A 21,745-nucleotide genomic window follows, 5' to 3' on the forward strand; every position below is an offset into this window, starting at 1 on the left:
CAGCGTGCCGAGACGAGTCCGCCGTTTGTTGATGGTGCTCGCCGGCCTGATTTCCCTGGTCGGACTCGTTCTCTCGGCGTGCACGGTCAACCCGCCGCCTGCCCCGCAGAGCACCGATACGCCGCACAACTCCGTGCCGCCGCCGCCCCGGGTCAGCGAGATCATCATGGCGATCGACTCGATCGGTGCCGGCTTTAATCCGCATCTGCTGTCCGACCTGTCCGCGGTGAACGCCGCGATCAGCGCGCTGGTGCTGCCGAGCGCATTCCGGCCGGTTCCCGATACCAGCACGCCGACCGGCTCACGCTGGGAAATGGACCCGACCCTGCTGGTGTCGGCCGAGGTGACCAGTCAGAATCCGTTCACGGTGACCTACAAGATCCGGCCCGAGGCGCAGTGGACCGACAACGCACCGATCGCCGCCGACGACTTCTGGTACCTGTGGCACCAGATGGTCAGCCAGCCCGGGGTCGTCGACCCGGCGGGGTATGACCTCATCACCGGCGTGCAGTCCCTGGAGGGCGGCAAGCAGGCGGTGGTCACCTTCGCCGAACCGTATCCGGCATGGAGAGAGTTGTTCAGCAACATCCTCCCGGCGCACATCGTCAAGGACGTGCCCGGCGGGTTCGCGGCCGGCCTGGCCCGGGCACTTCCGGTCACCGGTGGGCAGTTCCGCGTGGAGAGCATCGACCCGCAGCGCGACGAAATCCTGGTGGCACGCAACGACCGCTACTGGGGACCGCCGGCCAAACCCGCGCTCATCCTCTTCCGGCGCGCCGGAGCGCCGGCCGCGCTGGCCGATTCCGTGCGCAACGGCGACACCCAGGTGGCGCAAGTGCATGGCGGCTCGGCGGCCTTCGCGCAGCTGTCCGCGATTCCCGATGTCCGGACCGCCCGAATCGTGACGCCGCGGGTCATGCAGCTCACGCTGCGGGCCAACGAGCCCAAACTGGCTGACACACAAGTCCGTAAGGCGATCTTGGGGTTGCTCGACGTCGACCTGCTCGCCGCCGTGGGCGCGGGCAGCGACAACACCGTCACCCTGGATCAGGCCCAGATCCGCGCACCGAGCGACCCCGGGTACGAGCCGACCGCTCCGCCCGCGATGACGACGCCGGCGGCGCTGGCGCTACTGGAGGGCGCCGGCTACAAGGTGGAACCCAACTCCTCGGCGTCGGCGGCGCCCGCCCCGCCGAACACCGGGCCACCCGAGGTCATTCGCGGCCGGATCAGCAAGGACGGCCAAGAGCTCTCGCTGGTGATAGGGGTCGCGGCGAACGACCCCACCTCGGTCGCGGTGGCCAACACGGCGGCCGACCGATTGCGCAACGTCGGCATCGCCGCAACGGTGCTGGCGCTGGACCCGGTCACCCTCTACCACGACGCGCTGAACGACAACCGCGTGGACGCGGTCGTCGGCTGGCATCAGGCGGGCGGCAACCTGGCGACCCGGCTCGCCTCCCGATACGGCTGTCGCGCACTGGAATCGACCCAGGTACCGGTTTCCAATGGGTCGACGCCCGCGCCGTCGCCGCCCCCCGGCCCCTCGCCATCCACCGGGCCGGCCGCCACCTCGACCACACCGACGACCACATCACCGCCCAGCCGCCCCGCCGATCCCAACGCCCTGGTGCAGGCGCCGTCGAACCTGACCGGGATCTGCGATCGCAGCATCCAGTCGAACATCGACGCCGCGCTCAACGGCACCAAGAACATCAACGACGTGATCACCGCGGTCGAACCGCGCTTGTGGAACATGTCCACCGTGCTGCCGATCCTGCAGGACACCACCATCGTCGGGGCCGGCCCGAGCGTGCAGAACGTCAGCTTGTCCGGCGCGGTTCCGGTCGGCATCGTCGGCGACGCCGGCCAATGGATCAAGACCGGGCCATAACCCGCGTCGTCAGCCGGCGGACTCCGTTGCCCGCGGCGGGATCACAGTGTCGACGATCAGCGCCAGCTCGCGCCGGTTCGGCGGCGACCCGTTCAGCAGGAAGTGCTGGTTGATCAGAGCCGCCCCGATGCGAGCGGTGAGCGGCGTGACCACCGTCGGGTCGAGGTCGCCGTCTTCGATGGCGGCCTGCAGGATCGCTTCCACGATCGCCAGGCGCGGCCGCACGACCGCATCGGCGAAGATGGCCCGCATCTCGGGTTCGTGCAACAGCTGATGTATGACGTCCAGACTGGGAAAGCCGGTTTTTCCGGCCAGCAGGTCACGCTGGGCGGTGAACATCGCCAGCAGGTTCTCCCTGGCCGAACGGCCGGATCGCAGTTCGGGCAGCGGCGGCAGCGCGAAAACCAAAGCGGCGTGCACCAGCTCGCACTTGGTATCCCAGCGCCGGTACAGCGCGGCTTTGCCGGTGTGGGCGCGCGCCGCGATTCCCTCCATGGTCAAACCCCCGTAACCGACTTCGGTCAACTCGGCCAGGGTGGCCTCGTAGAGGGCGCGTTCGAGGACCTCACCTCGCCGGCGGCTCCGATTGCCGGTGTGGTCTGCGTCCGTGAGCTGGGGCATTCCTAGATAGTAGCCGTGCGCGTTCCTACCCGCTCAGATCCCGGCGACACGGCCGCCCGGCGACGAACATAAGAAACGGTGTCGATCACTAACCTGACTGCCGAGTTCGCCGCCGCTGACGGTAGGGTGCCGTCCATGCCTGAGACGCCGCGGCTGTTGTTCGTCCACGCGCACCCCGACGACGAAAGCCTCGGCACCGGCGCGACCATCGCCCACTACGCCGCTCGCGGGGCGGATGTTCAGGTCGTCACCTGCACGCTGGGCGAGGAGGGCGAGGTGATCGGCGATCGTTGGGCCGAACTCGCCGTCGACCGCGCGGACCAACTCGGCGGCTACCGGATCGGCGAATTGACCGCCGCGCTGCGGGCATTGGGCGTCAGCGAACCCCGGTATCTCGGTGGCGCCGGGCGGTGGCGCGACTCGGGCATGCGCGGCACCCCTCAGCGGCGCCAACAACGATTCGTCGATGCGGACGAGCACGAGGCAGTCGGCGCGCTGGTGGCCATCATTCGTGAGCAGCGCCCCCACGTGGTCGTGACGTACGACCCCGACGGGGGCTACGGCCATCCGGATCACGTGCACGCGCACCGGGTCACGGTCGCCGCCGTCGCGGCGGCCGGCGCGGGAGCCGGCGCCACCGACTTCCCCGGCGAACCCTGGGCCACCCCGAAGTTGTACTGGTCGGTCTTCGCGAGAGGCGCATTCGAGGCTGCCATGCAGGCGCTGACGCCCGAGGATCTGCGGCCCGAATGGTCGATCCCGCCCAGAGAAGAGTTCACCTTCGGCTATGTCGACGACGACATCGACGCCGTCGTCGAGACCGGACTACAGGCTCGGGCGGCCAAGCGCACGGCGCTGGCCGCGCATGCCACCCAGGTGCTGGTCGGACCGACCGGTCGGGCCTGCGCGCTGTCGAACAACGCGGCAATCCCGATACTGGGGGACGAGCACTACGTGCTGGCCGCGGGCGTCGCGGGCGAGCGGGACGAGCGCGGTTGGGAGACAGACCTGCTCGCAGGGCTTGGTTTCCCCGCCGCCTCGACGCGGTAAGCTGCCAATCAGGCAGCCACGGAAGGAATTCGCATGGACCCCGACCTGGACCCTAATCTGCAGCACTGGCAGGACCGGCTGGACAGCTTTCAGTGGGTTCTCGGCTCCATCTTGTCCAACATCGACAGCGTCCCGACCTGACCGAAACGAAGCCACGCGTCGCGTCCGTTGACGACAGCGGTGCCACCGACCCCGCGATCCGTTTCGTCGTGTTGGCCCTTTTGGCGGTCGACGGGGTGCTCTCCGCACTCGCCGGAGCTCTGCTGTTGCCGCTCTACATCGGGACGGTTCCCCTCCCCATCAGCGGACTGATTTCTGGACTGGTCAACGCGGCACTGGTATGGGCCGCGGGTCGCTGGACCGGCTCACCGCGCCTGGCGGCCCTGCCGTTATGGACGTGGCTGCTGACGGTGGCCGTGCTCAGCATGGGCGGCCCGGGCGACGACGTCATCCTCGGTGGCCACGGCCTGATGGCCTACGGGGCCCTATTGCTGCTGGTCCTGGGCGTTGTGCCGCCCGTGTTTGTGCTGTGGCGGCGCGGTCGGGGCTCCTGACGTTCGGCCGGGATGTCGCCCGCGTGCCCACGCGGGCGTGCGGCTACTGTTGACTGTTGCCCAGACGGCCCCGCCAGCGGGTGCCACGATTTCACATGTTGGGACGCACGGATGAAATTCGATCGTGGGGAAGTTACACGAAGGTGCTGTTGACTCCGGGCGAGGAGCCTACCGCTCTGCCCAACCCTGTGGTTCCGGCCAACGTCTCCGCTGAGGTCAGCGCCTCGGCGCTGCGGCGGGTATTGCGACGGGCTCGGGACGGCGTGGCTCTCAACGTCGACGAGGCGGCGGTCGCGATGACCGCGCGCGGGCCGGATCTCGCGGATCTGTGCGCCAGCGCGGCGCGGGTGCGCGACGCGGGTCTGGAGTCGGCTGGGCGGCGCGGCCCGGGCGGCGGGTTGCCGATCACCTACTCACGCAAGGTTTTTATCCCGATCACCCACCTGTGTCGGGACAGCTGTCATTACTGCACCTTCGTCACCGTCCCGGGCAAGTTGCGCGCCCGAGGGGCCGGCATGTATCTCGAGCCCGACGAAATTCTCGACCTCGCCCGTCAAGGTGCCGAACTCGGTTGCAAGGAAGCACTTTTCACGCTCGGTGATCGTCCCGAGGATCGCTGGCCGGAAGCGCGCGAGTGGCTAGAGGCGCGCGGCTACGACTCGACCCTGTCCTACGTACGGGCGATGGCGATCCGGGTGCTCGAAGAGGCGGGGCTGTTGCCGCACCTCAATCCGGGCGTGATGAGTTGGTCGGAGATGGCGCGGCTCAAGCCGGTGGCGCCCTCGATGGGCATGATGCTCGAGACGACATCGCGTCGGCTATTCGAGACGAAAGGGCTTGCGCACTATGGCAGCCCGGACAAGGATCCCGCCGTCCGCCTGCGCGCGCTGACCGACGCGGGCCGATTGTCGATCCCATTCACTACCGGCCTGTTGGTCGGTATCGGCGAGACCCTCGCCGAGCGTGCCGAGACCTTGCATGCGATCCGCAAGTCGCACAAAGAGTTCGGGCATGTGCAGGAAGTGATCGTGCAGAACTTCCGGGCCAAGGAACACACCGCGATGGCCGCCGTGCCCGACGCCGGCATAGAGGACTACCTGGCGACGGTGGCGGTCGCGCGCTTGGTGCTGGGCCCCGCGATGCGCATCCAGGCGCCGCCGAACCTGGTGTCGCGCGACGAGTGCCTCGCGCTGATCGGCGCCGGAGTCGACGACTGGGGCGGGGTTTCACCACTGACGCCCGACCATGTCAACCCGGAGCGACCGTGGCCGGCCCTGGACGACCTGGCCGCGATCACCGCCGCGGCCGGTTACGAACTGGTTCAGCGGCTGACCGCACAGCCCAAATACGTGCAGGCCGGTTCGGCCTGGATCGACCCGCGCGTGCGGGGCCACGTGACCGCGCTGGCCGATCCGGCGACCGGCCTCGCTCGCGACGTCAACCCGGTGGGGATGCCGTGGCAGGAGCCCGACGACGTCGGTTCCTCGGGCCGGGTCGACCTCAACGCGGCGATCGACAGCGAGGGCCGCAACTCCGAAACCCGCAGCGACATCGACAGCGCGTTCGGCGACTGGGAATCGATCCGTGCACACGTTCACGAACTGGCCGCACGGGCTCCCGAACGCATCGACACCGACGTGCTTGCCGCGCTGCGCTCCGCCGAGCGCGACCCCGCCGGGTGCTCCGACGGCGAGTATCTGTCGCTGGCGACCGCCGACGGTCCGGCCCTGGAAGCGGTTGCCGCCCTTGCGGATACGTTGCGACGCGAGGCTGTCGGCGATGATGTGACGTTTGTGGTGAACCGCAACATCAACTTCACCAACATCTGCTACACCGGGTGCCGGTTCTGTGCATTCGCGCAGCGCAAGGGGGACGCGGACGCGTACTCGCTGTCCACCGACGAGGTCGCCGATCGCGCATGGGAGGCGCACGTCGCGGGCGCCACCGAGGTATGCATGCAGGGCGGCATCGACCCCGAGCTGCCGGTGACCGGCTACGCCGATCTGGTCCGCGCCGTCAAAGCGCGGGTGCCGTCGATGCACGTGCACGCGTTCTCCCCGATGGAGATCGCCAACGGGGTGACCAAGAGCGGGTTGAGCATTCGTGAGTGGCTGATCAGCCTGCGCGAAGCGGGCCTGGACACCATCCCCGGTACCGCCGCAGAGATCTTGGACGACGAAGTGCGCTGGGTGCTGACCAAGGGCAAGTTGCCGACGTCGCTGTGGATCGAAATCGTCGGCACCGCACACGAGGTGGGGCTGCGGTCGTCGTCGACCATGATGTACGGCCACGTCGACAACCCGCGGCATTGGGTCGGTCACCTCAATGTGTTGCGTGACATCCAGGACCGCACCGGCGGTTTCACCGAATTCGTACCGTTGCCGTTCGTGCACCAGAGCTCACCGCTGTATCTGGCCGGCGCGTCGCGTCCCGGGCCCACCCACCGCGACAACCGGGCAGTGCATGCGCTGGCGCGAATCATGTTGCACGGCCGCATTTCCCAGATTCAAACCAGCTGGGTCAAGCTCGGTGTCGAGCGCACGCAGGTGATGCTCAACGGTGGCGCCAACGACCTGGGCGGCACCCTGATGGAGGAGACCATCTCCCGGATGGCCGGTTCGGAACACGGCTCGGCCAAGACGGTGGCGGAGCTGATCGCGATCGCCGACGGCATCGGTCGCCCGGCGCGGCAGCGCACCACCGACTACACGACTCTGGCGGCGTAGTTCGCTTTTCTGTCACAGGCCGTGGGTATACCCGAAGCCGTGAAGCGACGAATTGACGACGATCGATTTCGCGAATGGGCGCCGTTCGTGGACGCGGCGCGCAAGCACGGGCCCGACGCAGGCACCTGGTGTGAGGCCTGGACTGTGCGCGACATCGTCGTCCACCAGGCCGGAAACGCCGAAGAACTCGCGCGGGTGCTCAGCGGCCACCTGAGCGGTCAGCCCGTGGCCACTCGCGGTTTCGAGGAGCGCGAGGGGCCGTTGCGGGCCTTGAACGACGCGGACCTGTGGGACGCGCTGGGGGACCGGATGGCGAACCTCAACGACGTCGCGGCGGCGGCCGAAGCAGTGCCCCCCGACACCGATGTCGCTTGGACCGGACGCACCATGAAGGCGCCCTGGTTCGCCGAGCACATGCGCGAAGAGCTCGTCCTGCACGCCTGGGACATCACTGGAGACGAGCCGGCCGCCCGGGCCCGGCTGGCCGAGCCATGGATGACCACCCACAGCGTCGTCGCGGTCGGCAGGCCGTTGTTGGCGAAGGGGGCCAAGCTGCTGAACCGAGATGAGCGCGTGGAGGCCCGCCTGCGAGCCGACGGCACCGACGACGTGGTCCTGGCCGCCGATGCGGATCAGGTCACCATCGGTTTCGCCGAGCCGGAAGGCCCGCCCACCCTGAACACCGACGCCGCCACGCGCGTGTTGCTGCTGTGGGGCCGCAGGCCGGCCGATCCATCACGCATTCGCAGCCGCGCCGGCGCGGAAACCTTAGGACGGGTGCGCCGACTGCTCAGCGGCTACTGAACAGTCGGCGCGGGTCGACCTAGTAGTTGTTACAGACCTGGGCGACTTGCTGGATGGTTCCCATGAACGCCGCGGCTTGCGGCATGGCCTGGATCTCCTGCTCCATCTGCACGCGCTTCGCCGGCGGCGCGGCGAGGAATTTGTGCAGGTAGCTCTGCGCGACCGGCGATTGGTTGAATTGCGCGGCAGTGGCCGGGTCGGTCGCGTTAAGTGCGGCCATGACCTGCCCGTAGTTGCAGGTGGTGTCGGTGACCGGGTCGGCGGATGCAACCCCGGCCGCGGCGCTCAACGCCACCGCTGCGCTGCCAACCGCAACGCCCAATTTGCTCAACGACAGCCTCATGTTTGAACCCTTCCCCAAATAATGCACCGCCGCTACGGCGGTGACATCTGCCAAGCGGTTGCCGGCTCTCGACCGAGATTACCAGGTCCCGCGAGGGTGCTTGTGACGCAACGGTTATCGAAGTCCGCCGCTGGGCCGTTACTCTGTGCAGGTCAGCCGTTGATTGACGGCGTTCGCCCTCGGCGAAACGGCCCCGCCTCGCGGGGTCCGAGACTGATGGTCTTAAATCTCCTAAACCGACAGGCGCGCCGAATGGTTGACCTGTATCTGCGACGTCTAGTATCAGTAACCGAAAGCTTCACCGGAAGCGGTCGTACGCGCCGGTGCGAGTTGAACAGCAGCCCACGTTCGAGCCGGAGTACATGGAGGAGACGTCTGTGACGTACACGATCGCCGAACCCTGTGTCGACATCAAGGACAAAGCCTGTATCGAGGAGTGCCCGGTCGACTGCATCTATGAAGGCGCTCGAATGCTCTACATCCACCCCGACGAGTGCGTCGACTGCGGAGCGTGCGAGCCGGTCTGCCCCGTCGAAGCGATCTACTACGAAGACGATGTGCCGGACCAGTGGAGCCAGTACACGCAGATCAACGCCGACTTCTTCGCCGAGCTCGGGTCGCCCGGTGGTGCGGCCAAGGTGGGCTTGACCGAGAACGACCCGCAAGTGGTCAAGGACTTGCCACCGCAGGGCGAAGGCGACTGAGCGGCCCGGTGCCCCACCAGCTCAAAAAGCGCCGGCCGGCCGTGTCGGCGTCCTTGCCGGAGTTCCCCTGGGACACCCTGGCGGATGCGAAAGCGCAGGCCAGTGCCCATCCGGACGGGATCGTCGACCTGTCAGTCGGCACCCCGGTCGACCCGGTCGCCCCGGTCATCCAGGAAGCCCTGGCCGCCGCCGCTTCGGCCTCGGGGTATCCGGCCACCGCCGGCACCGCCCGGCTGCGCGAATCGGCGGTTGCCGCGCTCGATCGCCGGTTCGGCATCGCCGGACTGACCGAGGCTTCGGTGCTCCCGGTGATCGGCAGCAAGGAGCTGATCGCGTGGTTGCCGACGCTGCTGGGCCTGGGACCCGCGGACCTGATCGTGGTGCCCGAGCTGGCGTATCCCACCTACGAGGTAGGGGCCCGGCTGGCCGGGGCGCGGGTGCTTCGCGCCGATTCGCTGACTCAGTTGGGCCCGCAATCGCCGTCGCTGTACTACCTGAACTCGCCGAGCAATCCGACCGGACGCGTCCTGGGCGTCGATCACCTGCGCAAAGTGGTCGGCTGGGCCCGCGACCGGGGTTGCCTGGTGGCCTCCGACGAGTGCTATCTGGGATTGGGCTGGGATGACCGGCCGCTGTCGATCCTGCACCCCTCGGTGTGCGACGGCGACCATACCGGCCTGATCGCGATCCACTCCCTGTCGAAGAGCTCGTCGCTGGCCGGGTATCGAGCCGGGATCGTCGCCGGGGACCCCGAGCTGGTCGCCGAGCTGCTGGCCGTGCGCAAGCACGCCGGGATGATGGTGCCTACGCCGGTGCAGGCGGCCATGGTGGCCGCCCTGGACGACGACGCCCACGAGCTGGCGCAGCGGGAGCGCTATGAACGCCGCCGCACGGCCCTGCTGCCCGCGCTGCGTTCGGCCGGCTTCGCCGTCGACCATTCCGAAGCGGGCCTCTATCTGTGGGCCACGCGCGGCGAGGGATGCCAGGACACCGTCGCCTGGCTGGCGCGGCGCGGCATCTTGGTGGCGCCGGGTGAGTTCTACGGGCCGCGCGGTGCGCAGCACGTGCGGATTGCGCTGACCGCCAGCGACGAGCGGATTGCCGCCGCGGTGCAGCGGCTCGCCTAGCCGACCCGCATCGCGCGGGCGCCCGAGCGTGCACAATGCATCGGAGGCGTTTCACGTTCTCGGGTAAGGACGGTGTTCGTGACCAGTTCGACCGGCAAGCTGCGCATCCCGCTCTCCCTGGGGGACATCGCCAAGCGGGTGTTCCTCGGCAAGCCGCTGATCACCGAGGATATCGCATCCGAGAAGTTGTCGAATTCGGTTGCACTAGGCGCGCTTTCGCCCGACGCAGTCTCCTCTGTCGCGTATGGCCCCGAACAGATCCTGATCGAACTGTTGCCCCATGCAGGGCTGGCCGCATTCCTGCTTTTGCTGCCCATCACCGGTGTCATCCTGCTGATCCTGGTGCTGGTGGCCGCGTCCTATCGGCAAGTGGTCATGGCCTACACCCGAGCCGGCGGCTCGTACATCGTCGCGCGGGACAATTTCGGGCCCAAGGTGGCGCAGATCGCCGCTGCGGCGCTGTTGATCGACTACGTGGTCACCGTCGCCGTGCAGTCGGCAGCCGGCACCGTCGCGGTGGCCTCGGCGATTCCCGCGCTGGGCCCGTACAGCCTCGAACTCACCGTCGGTGTGGTGCTGGTCATCTGCTACGCGAACCTGCGCGGCCTGAAGGAAGCGGGATTGCCGTTCGCGGTCGCGACCTATTCCTTCATCGTCATGGTCGGCCTGACCATCGTGGTGGGCGTCGTCCGCGCGGTGGGCGGTAACCTGCCCGTTTACGATCCTGCCCACCTGGCCGGGACCGTGCCGGTGCACCAGAGCAACGGACTGGTGCTGGGCGCCACGATCTTGGTGCTGCTGCGCGCGTTCGCCAACGGCGGTTCGTCGCTGACGGGGGTCGAGGCCATCTCCAACACTGTCGACTACTTCCGAAAACCGCAGGGCCGCAACGCGCGCCGCGTACTCACCGCGATGGCCACCATCCTGGGGTTGCTGCTCGCCGGCGTCGCCTACCTGGCGCACGTAACACACGCCACTCCGTACCTGACCGAATATCCCTCGGTCTTGTCGCAGATCGGGCGGGCCGTGTTCGGCAACGGGACCACGGGCGACGTGTTCTACGTAATGGTGCAGGCCGCCACGGCAGCCATCTTGTTCACCGGCGCGAACACCAGCTTCAACGGCTTTCCGGCCCTGGCCAGTTTCGTCGCCGAAGACCGCTTCCTGCCCAGGCAGCTCACCAAACGCGGCCACCGCCTGGTGTTTTCGAACGGGATCATCACTCTGACGGCTCTCTCGGTCGCATTGCTGGTGACCACCGGCGGCTCGGTGAATGCGCTGGTGCCCTTCTACGCGATAGGCGTGTTCACCGGCTTCTCGATGGCCGGCTACGGCATGACCAAACACCACCTCACGCATCGAGAACCGGGCTGGCGACACCGGTTGGCGATCAACCTGTCCGCGGCCATCCTGTCGACGATCGTGGTGGGTATCTTCGCGGTGGCGAAGTTCACCGAGGGCGCCTGGCTGGTGGTCGTCGTCTTCCCGCTGTTGGTGTTCGTGCTGACCCGGCTCAACCGCGAATACCGCGCCGAGGCAGCGATTCTCGAGACGTTCCGCACCGACCGCCCGGAGCTGGTGAAGTACGCGCGGCATCGGGTGTTCGTGTTAGTCGACTCCGTCGACCTGGCCGTGATCGAGGCGTTGCGCTACGGCAGGGGATTGCGCGCCGAGGAGCTGATCGCCGTGCACTTCATGGTCGACCCAGCCCACGCTGCACTCCTGCGAAAGCGTTGGGACCATTTCGAACTCGACACTCCGCTGCGGATCGTGGACTGCCCCGACCGCCGGATCAGCCGGGCCGCCCAGCTGCTGGTCGCCAAGGCGCGTGACGAGAACGCGCGCACCAACGTGACGGTGCTGCTGCCGCGTCGGACTTTCGCGCGCCTGCTGGGCCGGCTGTTGCACGACCGCACCGCCGATAAGATCTCGCGAGCGGTCAGCCTCATCCCCGATGCCGCGGCGACGATCGTGCCCTACGACGTCGAATCGCGGATCAGGGAGGCCTACCCGGACACCTTCGAGCAGCGCATCGGGCAGGCAATCGACAAGATCGAGGCATGGGTGTCCCAAGACGAGGATGAAAAGGTCGACGCCTACGAACACCCGGAGCGGCCGCGGTCTGTGATCATGGTGGCGGGGCTGATCTCCGGACAGCGCGCCAGCGTCGAAGGGCGGGTCAGCGAGGTCGAAGACGTCACCACACGGGGCCGGACCCACCGGCGAATCGTCATCGGCGACAGCACCGGCGAAATGACCGTCACCTTCCGCGCGGGCCACGGCGGCGCCGATATCCAGCCCGGTCAGGTGCTGCGAATCACCGGGAAGGCTCGCCAGACCGGCACCCAGGCCATATCCATGCTCGATCCGGCGTATCAGATCATCGAGGATCCCGCGAAGGACGTCGAGGCCGAGGACTCCGAGCAAACCAGCGACACGTAGCGTCGCGCCCGCTCGAGGGTCTGCGCCGTGCGGGAAAGGCCTGACCCGCCAGCTGAGCGAAGCGAATGTTGCCCCAACGCCCGGTGATTGCAGTTGCTGGGATACCCGGAGACGGGCTTGACGCGGGACATCCCGCCGCGCGGAAAAAACCCACCTAAGTTGGCCATCTTTACTTGTGGACTGGTTCTAATCCTGATTGATTGATAAACACTATGGGGGAAGGTGTGTGGCCAGGACCGATACGGCGGGGTGCCGCGCCGAAGCTCGGCGTCGGTGTTCAGCGGGCGCGGGTCCCTGTCGGGAGGAAGCGGTGCCGGCATAGGCCACCAGTGATGCGAAGGATGATAAGTGGCCGTAAGGGTTTCGTCAGCGTCTGTCACTACGACGGTCGGTTGCATCTACCTGGGCACGCGTTCATGCCTGGCTGAAACGATGTGAACAGGAGCTCGATATGGCCAACAACATCACTTGGCACGAACATCAGATAAGTCGCGCCGAGCGCGAGGGCCTCAACGGACACAAAGGCTGCGTCGTCTGGTTCACCGGCTTGAGCGGTAGCGGCAAGAGCACGGTGGCCAACGTCGTGGAGCAGAAGCTCTACGAGCGGGGCATACGCAGCTTTCTGCTGGATGGAGACAACGTCCGCTATGGACTCAATGCCGGCCCGGAACTGCTCGAAGAGCGCCACGGACCCGAGTTCGCGAAGCGGTTCGGTCTGGGATTTTCCGCCCAGGATCGCGAGGAGAACATCCGCCGTATCGGCGCGGTCGCGAAGCTGTTCTGCGAATCGGGCGTCATCGCCTTGACGGCCTTCATCAGCCCTTACGTTCGCGATCGTGACGCTATTCGGGCCACCCTGAACGAGGGTGATTTCCAGGAGATCTTTATCGACACCCCGATCGAGATCTGTGAGCAGCGCGATCCGAAAGGGCTCTACAAGAAAGCGCGGGCCGGCGAGATCAAGGGATTCACCGGAATCGACGACCCCTACGAGGCGCCGGCGCAGCCCGAGCTGCGGCTCGACGGCGGCAAAAAGGACGCGGACACACTGGCCGAGCAGGTGATCGCTCATCTCGAGCAGGTGGGTGTCATCTGGGCCGCGACCCGACGAGACGCTTAGCGGGGGTCCGGCGACGGCGTCGGGAGCCGTCCACCGTGCCCGCCCTTTATCGAAAAACGAGGTCATTTGAATGAGCTACCAAGGTCATAACGGGAAGCCGATCGTGGAACGGGTGTCCACGGAGAATGCGGCGAGTCGGATCGATGGGCTGCCGCGCATCCCGATCTCGAAAGCCACCGCGCACGAGGTGATCAGCCTGTCCTACGGGTTTTTCACCCCGCTCTCGGGGTTCATGGTCCGGCGGGAAGTGGATGGCACGCTGGACGACTTCCAGCTGCCCGACGGCACGCTCTGGAGCATCCCGATCGTCTTCGATCTTTCGGCGGAAGACGTCGAGAAGTTCGGGGTGAAGGAGGGCGAGCGCGTGGTTCTCGAATATCTCGATGCGCCGATGGCGATCTTCGAGGTCTTTGAGATCTACGAATACGACTTGGAGCGGATGGCCGAAAAGACCTACGGGACGACCGATCCGCGGCACCCGGGCGTCAAGAAGACGTTGGCTTACGCGGATCGATTCATCGGCGGCGACATCACGTTGATCAACGAACCGGTGTTCAACGAGCCCTTCAAAAGCTTCTGGCTGACACCCAGGCAACACAAGGATGCGCTGGCGAAAAAGAACTGGAAGCGTGCCGTCGCCCATCAAACCCGAAACGTTCCGCACACCGGCCACGAGGCGTTGATGAAGCAAGCGTGGCTGGCGGCCAATGAGGACCAGCCCGTCGACAACTTGAACACGGGTGTGCTGGTCAATGCCATCATCGGCCAAAAACGTGTCGGAGACTATATCGACGAGGCAATACTCTTGGCGCAGAACGAATTACGGGCCAGCGGGTATTTCCGCGAGGACGTCCACCTGGTGTCATTCACGCTGTGGGACATGCGCTATGCGGGACCCCGGGAGGCCATCTTCCACGCGATCTTGCGGACGAACCTCGGCTGCTCGCACCACATGTTCGGGCGGGACCACGCCGGCGTGGGAGACTTCTACCACCCGTACGACTCGCAGAACATCCTCAAGCAGTACCGGAGCGGACTGGGGATCAAACCGGTTTTCCTGCGGGAAAACTGGTACTGCCCGGTGTGCCAGGAGGTCACCAACTCGGCGCTGTGCGGCCATGACGAACAGTCACAAAGCTTCAGCGGCAGCCTGATTCGAAGCATCCTGACCGACGAGGTCAAGCCGACTCAAAAGGTGATGCGGCACGAGGTGTTCGAAGTGGTGATGGACAGCGCCGCCAAGTATGGCCAAGGTTCTCCTTTCGTCACCGAGGACTATCTGAGAGACAGACTGCCGGTCTTTACGCTGAACCAATTGGAGAACTCATGAGCACGGGCGAGAAGAAGATCAAGGTCAACGTCTGGATCAACGAGGAACGGCTGGACGCGCTGGCCAACGCCGGAATGGCGGACCTGGCGATCGAGGCGTTCGCCGGCATGAAGCTGCTCGAGATCTACGCCACCGAAGAGCAGAAAGACGTTCTGCTGCAGCGCTTTCCCGGAGCGAAATACGACTCGGCCACCACTCGCTCGATCGAACTGCTCCCGAAGCAGGTCAAGGACAGGCTGCTCGAGCTGTCCATCAAGATGCATTCCACCGGTTCCGATGTGGTGGGTCACTTTCTCGAGGATTCCCAGACGGCGAACAGCAAATAGGCAGTGTCGTCCGCGGGCGTCACTTGCTCTTCAGCGCCCGTAATCCCAGCGAAAACAGCAGCCGCACATCGGGATCGGCCAACGACGTCGACAACAACTTCTCGATCCGGCGCACCCGATAGCGAACCGTATTCGGGTGCACTCGTAACCCTTGCGCGGCCGCGGCGATGTCGCCGAAGGTATCGAGGTAGGTCCGCAGCGTTTCGGCCAGCGCGGGATCGTCGTTGCGCAGCCCCACGATCCGAGGATCGATCAGTCGCTCGTCGCTGCCAACCAGTGTCACGATTTCGTCGAGCAGCACGGTGGTGCGCGCTTCGGCCAGCGAAGTCACCTGGCCGAACGAAATCGGGTGTCGCTCAGCGCTGTCCAAAACGCGGTCGACCTCGATGCGCGCCGCGGTGGCTCCGGCAAGGCCGGCGATCGGCGCGGCGATGGCGGCCCGAAGCGGCACCCCGAGTTCGGCGCGCATGGCGGCGACGGTGCCGCGCGCCCACGAGGTGACCGCCCGGTTGTGCGTCTGCGGAAAGAGCACATACGTTCGCGCACCGGACGATGCGACCTGGGCATCGTGACGAAAAGCGCTGGCGCTCAGTGCGATGACATCAGCGAGCCGAGCGTGCCGGGGAGAATTGTCCGCCGCGTCCCAGCCGATCAGGGCCGCGTCGCCGTCGGCGGCAACACCGAGTTCGCGGGCGATGGCAGCGACGTCGACATGCGCAAGAGTCTCCGAGTCCGCAAGGCCGAGAAGTTGCTGCACCCGGCGGGCATGCGTGGATGGCCGGGCCGCCAGCCGCGACATGATGCGGGCAGCCAGCACGGCGGCACCTCGCATCATCTCCTCGGCGTCGTCGGCCAGTGGTTGCGAGCCTTGTTGTACCCAGATGGTTCCGGCGAACACCGCAGATCGCCGCGCGTCGGCCGCGGGCAAGTAGACCCCGACGGCCAGTCGCGGGCGCAGCCCCAACTCGGGCCGCTCAGCGACGCGCACGACGTCGCCTCCCGACCGTAACGCGTCGAAGATGCCCCACTGTCCGATCCACTCGAGATGCTCGGGCGGACCCGCCCTGCCCAGGATGGAGAGGCGGCGCAGTTCGTCCGCTTCGTCGTTGGAGGCCGAATACGCCAGGACGTGCGATTGGGCGTTTTCGATGCTGACCATGCCATGAATGCGGTCGGCGAGCGACTGCGCCAACCCGAAGAGGTCGGTGCCCGAGTCATCCGTCGCGTCCACGCGGTCCCCGTGGTGCTCCAGAACGTGGTTGACCAACTGATAGAGCCGCTCCCAGCGGGCCTGCGGGTCGGCCGCCACCACGGCCGAGCCCACCGCAACCGCCTTGGCCACCAAGGCATGCGACGGTCTTTTGACGAAGATGGCTACCGGCACGCGTTCACGCGCCTGCTTGTCCATCCACCGAAGCGCCTCGTCGTCGACGACCCCCAACAGAAAAAACACATCGGCGGCACCCGCCGCGGCCGCCAGACCGAGTCGCACGTCGTCGGAGTCGATCAGCGCCACCGACGCCACCGGCAGGTCCAGACCACGGGGCGCTTCAACCAAATTCACTAGGGTCGCGTCCAGCCTGAGTAGCAGCTGTCCCAGACCCACACCTGCCATGTTGTCCGATTTTACTACTGACAGCCGCTTTCCTTGTCTGATCAGCTAATTCTCTGCTAGCCCGCCACGTGGATCCTTGCAGGATGGACGCGATAACCCAGGTCCCCACCCCGGCCAACGAGCCGGTCCACGACTACGCACCGCACTCTGCGGAGCGCGCCCGACTTATCGCCGAACTGGCCGCGCTCAACGATCCGCCCATCGAGCTCCCGCATGTCATCGGTGGTACCCACCGGATGGGTGACGGGGAGCGCATCGACGTCGTCCAGCCGCATCGACACGCCGCGAAGCTGGGCACCCTGACCAACGCCGGCCACGCCGACGCGACGGCGGCGATCGAAGCGGCGATGGCCGCGAAAAGCGCGTGGGCGGCGGTGCCGTTCGACGAGCGGGCGGCGGTGTTCCTGCGGGCCGCCGACCTGCTGGCCGGACCGTGGCGGGAGAAGATCGCCGCCGCGACGATGCTCGGTCAATCCAAGTCGGTCTACCAGGCCGAGATCGACTCGCCCTGCGAGCAGATCGACTTCTGGCGATTCAACGTGGCGTTTGCGCGGCAGATCCTGGCACAGCAGCCGATCAGCGGGCCAGGGGAGTGGAACCGCAGCGAATACCGCCCGCTGGACGGCTTCGTATATGCGATCACGCCGTTCAACTTCACCTCCATTGCCGGCAATCTGCCGACCGCGCCGGCACTGATGGGCAACACCGTCGTGTGGAAGCCGTCGATCACCCAAACGTTGTCGGCCTATCTGACCATGCAATTGCTCGAGGCGGCGGGGTTGCCGCCCGGGGTGATCAACCTGGTGACCGGCGACGGCCTCGCCGTTTCCGATGTGGCGCTGACCGATCCGCGGCTGGCGGGAATCCATTTCACCGGGTCGACGGCTACCTTCCAGCATCTGTGGCAGCAGGTGGGCGCCAATATCGGTCGCTACCAGAGTTATCCGCGGCTGGTCGGTGAGACCGGTGGTAAAGACTTCGTCGTCGCACATGCTTCGGCGCGCTCGGACGTGTTGTGCACAGCGCTGATCCGCGGCGCGTTCGACTACCAGGGCCAGAAGTGCTCGGCAGCGTCACGGGCCTTCATCCCGCAGTCGGTGTGGCGCCACATGGGTGACGACTTCCTGGGCAAGACCGCGGCATTGCGCTACGGCGACGTCACCGATCTGACCAATTTCGGTGGAGCGCTGATCGACCGGCGCGCCTTTATCAAGAACGTCGATGCCATAGAGCGGGCCAAGGGGGCGCCGCACGTCACCATCGCCGTCGGTGGCGAATACGATGACAGCGAAGGCTATTTCGTGCGTCCTACGGTCTTACTGTCCGACGATCCGGCCGACGAGTCGTTTGCGACGGAATACTTCGGCCCGCTGCTGTCGGTGCACGTGTACCCCGACGACGATTACGAGCGAATCCTCGGTGTCGTCGACGCCGGGTCTCGGTACGCGCTGACCGGTGCGATCATCGCCGACGACCGCGATGCCGTGCTCACCGCTCAACACCGGCTGCGGTTCGCGGCCGGCAACTTCTACATCAACGACAAGCCGACCGGCGCTGTCGTCGGACGCCAGCCGTTCGGCGGGTCGCGTGGTTCGGGCACCAACGACAAAGCCGGATCGATGCTGAACATGTTGCGCTGGACGTCGGCTCGCACCATCAAGGAGACCTTCATCCCCGCGACCGAGCACACCTATCCGCATATGGGCGCGGACTGATGGCCGGACTGTTCGCCACCACCCTGCGCCCGGCGATCATGGCCGCGAGCCGCCGCGAAGGCTTGCGCCGCACCGCCGAACGGCTGTCGGTCACCCGCAAAGTGATGCGGCGGTTCGTTCCCGGCGAGACGATCGATTCCGTGCTGAATAGTGCTGCCGCCCTGCGTGATTCGGGCCGTTTCGTCAGCATCGACTATCTGGGCGAGGACGTCGCGAGCCCCGACGACGCCGAGGCGGCCGTGCGGATCTACCTGGATTTGATCGACGCGCTGGGCCGGCTCGGTGCGGCACCCGGCCCAGTCCGGCCTCTGGAAGTGTCGGTCAAGCTCTCGGCGCTGGGGCAGTCCCTGAATCGCGACGGGCACAAGATCGCGCGGGAGAACGCCTGGTCGATCTGCGCCGCCGCCGAGCGGGCGGGTGTATGGGTGACCGTCGACGCCGAGAACCACACCACCACCGATTCGACGCTGCGCATCGTGCGCGACCTGCGGACCGAATTCCCTTGGCTGGGACTGGTTTTGCAGGCGTACCTGCGGCGTACCCTGGATGACTGCGAGGAATTTGCCGCCTCGGGCGCCCGGGTCAGGCTGTGTAAGGGCGCCTACGACGAACCTGGCTCGCTGGCTTACCGCTCGCCCGCCGAGGTCACTGACTCCTATCTGGCGTGCCTTCGGGTGCTGATGGCGGGGTCCGGCTACCCGATGGCGGCCACTCACGATCCGCAGATCATCAGCGTGGTGCCGTCGATGGCGCGCGAATCGGGCCGCCGTAGCGGTGATTTCGAATATCAGATGCTCTATGGCATTCGCGACGACGAGCAGCGGCGTCTCGCCGCGGCCGGCAACCAGCTGCGGGTGTACATCCCGTTCGGCACGCAGTGGTACGGCTACTTCATGCGGCGGCTGGCCGAGCGGCCGGCAAATGTGGCGTTCTTCCTGCGTGCGCTGGCGAAGCGCGGTCACCGAGTGTGAATCGTCGGCTTTGAACGTGAATACCGGGCGGCGACACGCCGATAATTCCCGCCGAGGTTTCACACAGGACGCCCCGGATTCACACCCCGAACGCGTTGCTAACCGCGACGGGGTCGTGGACGGTCGCCGGCGAAGCCGCGCACCACATGGGCGCGAACGAATTCCGCCACCACGTCGGGATCATCCATGTCCAGCGTCGAGGACGGCGTGCTGAAAAGCGAGAACAGGATGCGCGCAAACCATTCACCGCCGGCCTCGATGTCGAGGTCCTTGCGCACCTCGCCCGTGAGTCTGGCCGCGGACAGGTAGGGGGCGAAGAACTCGACGCATTCGCGCAGCAGCACCGCGGCGTCCTTGGTCAGCAGCAAGCTGATCGCATCCTCGTCGAAATACTTCTCCGTAGAGATGGCCCGGCGCGCCCGCGTGACGAATATCGCTGCCGAACAAAGCTTGTCCTCGAGCGTGCCGCCACCTTGGTCCATCGCCTTGGACATCTCGCGATAGAACTGCTGCGAGGCGTGTTCGGCGCACGCCTCGACGATGGACGCCTTGTCGGAAAAGTACTCGTAGATGGTGCTCCGGGAAACCCCGGCGTGCTTGGCGATGTCGACGATGGTTGCCTTCTGCAATCCCTGCTTGCCGAAACACGCAAACGCGGACTCCACGATCAGCTCGCGGGTGTCGGTCATCTGGCTGTGGGCCGAGCTCGGTGTCACGGGTCCCCTCAACCGGCCGGCGCGAGAATCAGACCACTGGTCGGCACGCCGGTTCCGGATGTGACCAGCACGTGCTCGACGTTGTCGACCTGGTTGTAGGAGGTGCCGCGCACCTGTCGCACCCCCTCGGTGATGCCGTTCATGCCATGGATGTAGGCCTCGCCGAGCAGGCCGCCATTGGTGTTGATGGGGAACTCTCCACCCAGCGACAACCGCTCGATCGTGGCGAAGTCCTTGGCCTCCCCGCGCCCGCAGAACCCGAGCTCCTCGAGTTGGGTGAAGACGAACGGAGTGAAATGGTCATAGATGAAGGCGGTTTGGATGTCTTGGGGTTTGAGACCCGAGTCGCGCCACAGCTGGCGGGCCACCATACCCATCTCCGGAAGACCGGTGATCTCGTCGCGGTAATAGCTGGTCATCATCTCGCCGTTGTCCGCCGCGCCCTGGGCGGCCGCCGTGATGATCGCCGGCGGCTGGCGCAGGTCGCGGGCGCGTTCGGCGCTGGTGACGACGAGAGCCACGCCGCCGTCGCTCTCTTGGCAGCAATCCAGCAGGCGCAGTACAGGTTCGATGATCCAGCGCGAATTCTGGTGGTCCTCCAGCGTGATCGGGCGCTGGTAGAACCACGCGTCGGGGTTGGCCGACGCGTGCGTGCGGTCGACGACCGCGATCCTGCCGAAGTCCTCGTTGGTCACGCCGTAGGTCGACATGTAGCGCTGGGCGTGCATGGCAACCCACGCCGCAGGGGTGAGCAACCCGAACGGAGCGTAATGCGCCATGAACAACGGTGTTTCCGCCATGCTGCGACCGCTGCCCCCGAACCGGAAGCCGGAGCGCTCGTTGAACGCGCGCCAGCACACCACGACGTCGGCGACACCGGTAGCGACGGCCATCGCCGCGTGTACGACGGTGCCGGCGGCCGCGCCGCCGCCGTGGTGCACGCGGGAGAAGAAGCTCAGGTCGCCGATGCCCACGTTGCGGGCGATGTCGATCTCGTCGCTGGAATCCATCGTGAACGTGACCATGCCGTCGACGTCAGTGGGCGCCAGGCCGGCGTCGTCGAGTGCGGCGCTGACCGCCTCGCACGCCAATTGCAGCTCGCTGCGCCCCGATTCCTTCGAAAACTCCGTCTGGCCGATCCCGACGATGGCCGCGGCGCCCGGCAGCGTCCGGCTCACGCGCCCGGTCCGTCGAGCAGACTCAGCACCGCGGTCCCGGAGACGTGGTCACCCAGGCTGTTGGTGCCGGAAAAGGTGACCTCGACGAAGTTCTCGCCGTCGGATCCCTCGGTCTTGCCGGTGACACTGCCGGTGAACCGCAGTGGGTCGTCCGGAAAGCATGGCACGCCGAGGCGAATCGACAGTTTCTTCACCATTGCCTCGGGGCCGGCCCAGTCGGTGAGGAAGCGAACGCAGTAGCCGTTGGTGGTCAGGATGTTCATGAACAAGTTGGGCGAGCCCTGCTGCTTGGCGTAGTCGCGGTCGTGGTGCACCGGCATGAAATCGCGGGTGGCGATCGCGCCCGCCACGATCATCGTTGTGGTGATGGGGATTTCGAGCGGCGTCAACTCATCACCGACCGAGATGTCCCGCCAGCGCAGGGTGGTGGTGCGGCTGGTGGTTGTCGTCATACTCGTCCTTTCGGATAGGTTGCGCAAAGGCCTGACAGCGCCGGATCGGGACGTAGG

General features: G+C 66.4%; 19 protein-coding genes. 13 read left to right on the top strand and 6 right to left on the bottom strand.

The features are described 5' to 3' along the window. Positions 1-31 precede the first annotated feature (31 nt). Positions 32-1,894, top strand: a complete 1,863-nt coding sequence (locus A5686_RS14520; protein ID WP_197520582.1) for an ABC transporter family substrate-binding protein — start codon at positions 32-34, stop codon at positions 1,892-1,894. Between the two features lie 9 nt (positions 1,895-1,903). Here A5686_RS14520 and A5686_RS14525 read toward each other — a convergent pair whose 3' ends face one another. Further along, a complete protein-coding gene (locus tag A5686_RS14525) occupies positions 1,904-2,515 on the bottom strand; it encodes a TetR/AcrR family transcriptional regulator (RefSeq protein WP_067935258.1) in 612 nt (203 codons plus the stop codon). A 135-nt stretch (positions 2,516-2,650) separates the two neighbouring features. On the opposite strand from A5686_RS14525, the gene mshB reads away from it, so the two are divergent. The 4 genes from mshB to A5686_RS14545 all read left to right on the top strand — a co-directional run bounded on the left by mshB (position 2,651) and on the right by A5686_RS14545 (position 7,649). Further along, positions 2,651-3,565 carry an N-acetyl-1-D-myo-inositol-2-amino-2-deoxy-alpha-D-glucopyranoside deacetylase gene (gene mshB / locus A5686_RS14530; protein WP_067935410.1) on the top strand — a complete coding sequence of 305 codons (915 nt, stop codon included), beginning with the start codon at positions 2,651-2,653 and terminating at the stop codon, positions 3,563-3,565. A gap of 92 nt (positions 3,566-3,657) precedes the next feature. Further along, positions 3,658-4,119 carry a hypothetical protein gene (locus A5686_RS14535; protein WP_067935261.1) on the top strand — a complete coding sequence of 154 codons (462 nt, stop codon included), beginning with the start codon at positions 3,658-3,660 and terminating at the stop codon, positions 4,117-4,119. A 95-nt stretch (positions 4,120-4,214) separates the two neighbouring features. After that, entirely contained in the window at positions 4,215-6,845 is a 2,631-nt protein-coding gene (locus A5686_RS14540) for a bifunctional FO biosynthesis protein CofGH (RefSeq protein WP_082947634.1), read from the top strand. A gap of 39 nt (positions 6,846-6,884) precedes the next feature. Continuing rightward, on the top strand, positions 6,885-7,649 hold the full coding sequence (locus A5686_RS14545; RefSeq protein ID WP_067935267.1) for a maleylpyruvate isomerase N-terminal domain-containing protein: 765 nt from the start codon (positions 6,885-6,887) through the stop codon (positions 7,647-7,649). 19 nt (positions 7,650-7,668) lie between these two features. On the opposite strand, the gene A5686_RS14550 is transcribed toward A5686_RS14545, so the two are convergent. Beyond that, positions 7,669-7,992, bottom strand: a complete 324-nt coding sequence (locus A5686_RS14550; protein ID WP_067935270.1) for a hemophore-related protein — start codon at positions 7,990-7,992, stop codon at positions 7,669-7,671. Positions 7,993-8,369: 377 nt separating this feature from the next. Between A5686_RS14550 and fdxA the strand changes: the two genes are divergently transcribed. The 6 genes from fdxA to A5686_RS14580 all read left to right on the top strand — a co-directional run bounded on the left by fdxA (position 8,370) and on the right by A5686_RS14580 (position 15,041). Further along, positions 8,370-8,696 (top strand): ferredoxin, encoded by a 327-nt coding sequence (gene fdxA, locus A5686_RS14555; protein ID WP_003875467.1) that lies wholly within the window; start codon positions 8,370-8,372, stop codon positions 8,694-8,696. Between the two features lie 41 nt (positions 8,697-8,737). Then, a complete protein-coding gene (gene dapC / locus A5686_RS14560; protein ID WP_156750075.1) occupies positions 8,738-9,823 on the top strand; it encodes a succinyldiaminopimelate transaminase in 1,086 nt (361 codons plus the stop codon). Between the two features lie 78 nt (positions 9,824-9,901). Beyond that, positions 9,902-12,265, top strand: coding sequence for an amino acid permease (locus A5686_RS14565; RefSeq protein WP_067935412.1), 2,364 nt, complete (start codon positions 9,902-9,904; stop codon positions 12,263-12,265). A gap of 451 nt (positions 12,266-12,716) precedes the next feature. Then, positions 12,717-13,385 (top strand): adenylyl-sulfate kinase, encoded by a 669-nt coding sequence (cysC, locus tag A5686_RS14570; protein WP_067935276.1) that lies wholly within the window; start codon positions 12,717-12,719, stop codon positions 13,383-13,385. Positions 13,386-13,455: 70 nt separating this feature from the next. Next, positions 13,456-14,715 (top strand): sulfate adenylyltransferase, encoded by a 1,260-nt coding sequence (gene sat, locus A5686_RS14575; RefSeq protein ID WP_067935278.1) that lies wholly within the window; start codon positions 13,456-13,458, stop codon positions 14,713-14,715. Beyond that, a complete protein-coding gene (locus A5686_RS14580) occupies positions 14,712-15,041 on the top strand; it encodes a hypothetical protein (RefSeq protein ID WP_067935281.1) in 330 nt (109 codons plus the stop codon). The genes sat and A5686_RS14580 overlap by 4 nt, the downstream gene beginning before the upstream one ends. A gap of 19 nt (positions 15,042-15,060) precedes the next feature. Here A5686_RS14580 and A5686_RS14585 read toward each other — a convergent pair whose 3' ends face one another. Continuing rightward, positions 15,061-16,656 carry a CdaR family transcriptional regulator gene (locus A5686_RS14585; protein ID WP_067935283.1) on the bottom strand — a complete coding sequence of 532 codons (1,596 nt, stop codon included), beginning with the start codon at positions 16,654-16,656 and terminating at the stop codon, positions 15,061-15,063. Positions 16,657-16,739: 83 nt separating this feature from the next. Here A5686_RS14585 and pruA point away from each other — a divergent pair, with 83 nt between their 5' ends. Both pruA and A5686_RS14595 read left to right on the top strand, forming a co-directional pair. Continuing rightward, positions 16,740-18,371, top strand: coding sequence for an L-glutamate gamma-semialdehyde dehydrogenase (gene pruA, locus A5686_RS14590; protein ID WP_067935288.1), 1,632 nt, complete (start codon positions 16,740-16,742; stop codon positions 18,369-18,371). Continuing rightward, a complete protein-coding gene (locus A5686_RS14595) occupies positions 18,371-19,342 on the top strand; it encodes a proline dehydrogenase family protein (RefSeq protein WP_067935290.1) in 972 nt (323 codons plus the stop codon). Before pruA ends, A5686_RS14595 begins: the two co-directional genes overlap by 1 nt. A 98-nt stretch (positions 19,343-19,440) precedes the next feature. Here A5686_RS14595 and A5686_RS14600 read toward each other — a convergent pair whose 3' ends face one another. Genes A5686_RS14600 through A5686_RS14610 form a run of 3 tightly spaced genes read right to left on the bottom strand, consistent with a single transcriptional unit; the run spans position 19,441 to position 21,688 of the window. Then, positions 19,441-20,031 (bottom strand): TetR/AcrR family transcriptional regulator, encoded by a 591-nt coding sequence (locus A5686_RS14600; RefSeq protein ID WP_067935293.1) that lies wholly within the window; start codon positions 20,029-20,031, stop codon positions 19,441-19,443. Positions 20,032-20,066: 35 nt separating this feature from the next. Beyond that, positions 20,067-21,236: a lipid-transfer protein gene (locus tag A5686_RS14605; protein ID WP_067935296.1), complete on the bottom strand. Its 1,170-nt coding sequence runs from the start codon at positions 21,234-21,236 to the stop codon at positions 20,067-20,069. Then, positions 21,233-21,688: a MaoC family dehydratase gene (locus A5686_RS14610; RefSeq protein ID WP_067935299.1), complete on the bottom strand. Its 456-nt coding sequence runs from the start codon at positions 21,686-21,688 to the stop codon at positions 21,233-21,235. Before A5686_RS14610 ends, A5686_RS14605 begins: the two co-directional genes overlap by 4 nt. Between the last annotated feature and the right edge of the window lie 57 nt (positions 21,689-21,745).

It is taken from the genome of Mycobacterium sp. E2479, assembly GCF_001667925.1.
Lineage (GTDB): Bacteria > Actinomycetota > Actinomycetes > Mycobacteriales > Mycobacteriaceae > Mycobacterium.